The organism is Plastoroseomonas hellenica (genome assembly GCF_018129085.1).
In the GTDB taxonomy this organism is placed as follows: Bacteria; Pseudomonadota; Alphaproteobacteria; order Acetobacterales; family Acetobacteraceae; genus Plastoroseomonas; species Plastoroseomonas hellenica.
The window spans coordinates 1-1,277 of sequence record NZ_JAAGBB010000144.1; the positions used below are offsets into that span (position 1 = coordinate 1).

1 protein-coding gene and 1 tRNA gene are annotated in these 1,277 nt (G+C 70.6%); both read right to left on the reverse strand.

The window, feature by feature from the left end; all coding sequences use genetic code 11:
* Positions 1–617 (reverse strand): caspase family protein (locus tag GXW71_RS34545; protein ID WP_211858613.1); only part of this gene is annotated, 617 nt, incomplete at its 3' end.
* A gap of 557 nt (positions 618–1,174) precedes the next feature.
* Positions 1,175–1,251, reverse strand: a tRNA-Met gene (locus tag GXW71_RS34550).
* Between the last annotated feature and the right edge of the window lie 26 nt (positions 1,252–1,277).

Consider the following 1,277-nt stretch of genomic DNA (forward strand, 5'->3'; position numbering starts at 1 on the left):
GGCGCCGGGTCGGCTGGCGGCGGCGCCGGCAGCAAGGCCACAGCGGCGCTCGGCCGTTCCACGCGGTGCTGCGGCCGGCCGGCCTCCCCCTCGAGGCGCGCCTGCAGGCGGGTCAGCAACGTGCCGACATCCGCGCCGGTCGCGGCTGGCTCGACGAGTTCGCCGAGAAGCGCGGATGCGAGGGCGGTGCGCTGGCCCTCACGCCCCGCCTGGCTGCTGAGGATCAGGCCCAGCGCCGCGTCTCCGGATGGCGCCGGCAGCGCTGGCAGGCGCGGGGTTTCGGTGAAGGCATCCAGAGCGAAGAGCGCCGCGCCCACCCTCCCCTGCACCAGCATGTCGGGTAGGCTGCGCAGCAGTACGCCCTGGGTCAGCACATCCGTGGGGCGATCAAGCGTCGCCGAGGACGGTAGGATGAAGGCGCGTCCCTCCAGTTCCGCGATCGGGCCGCAGGCATAGACGACGACCCGCGCGCCTGGGGCCTCGCGCAGCCGCCGCGCGAACTCGGCGATGGCCGCTGCGGTCTCGCCGCGGGTCTTGTCGACGCTTTCCACGACGGCGAAGCCGAGCCCCGCGAGCTGGCGCCCGACGGCCCGGGCCGAGGGCGGACAGGCTGGCACAGGCGCGACGTCACGTGCGGCGATCTGGCCGCTGGCGATCAGCAGGGCGATGCGCGGTTCGGCCGCCGCCGCCGCTCCGCCGAAGAGCGCGGTGAGCAGAGCCGCGGCGCCGAGCCACTGACGCGCGGAATGGGTCAGGGGCGTGGTGATAAGGGATCTCCAGAAGAAGTCGGGCGCAGGGCAGGCCGGACATGCCGGTCTGCTTGCCTCTCAAACCAACTCCGCACCATCTGAGTATGCTCGGCCTGCCGCCGTCAAGGCCACCATCGGTCGCCGGAACAGCTTCCCATGAGCGGTGGGTAGCCACCGGAATTCATGGAATAGGAGCTCACACGCCCTCTGCTGGTTGCATGGCGGGCGGCTGTCCCTGGTGGTGCCCGGCCTCACGATGCCTGGCGCCGCGTGCTGACCTCGAGGGGGCGGACAAAGCGCGCTGATGATATCGGGGGTGGATATTCACCCGATCATGCGCTTCTGCCTGATCGGATCTGCTCTGCCGCGGGTGGTTTGCCAAAACGCGAAAGGCCCCGCGCCGGTTGGCGTGGGGCCTGTTGATTTGGATGCGGGGACAGGATTTGAACCTGTGACCTTCAGGTTATGAGCCTGACGAGCTACCGGGCTGCTCCACCCCGCGGGAAGTTCTGATGGGGGCTGTTGGGG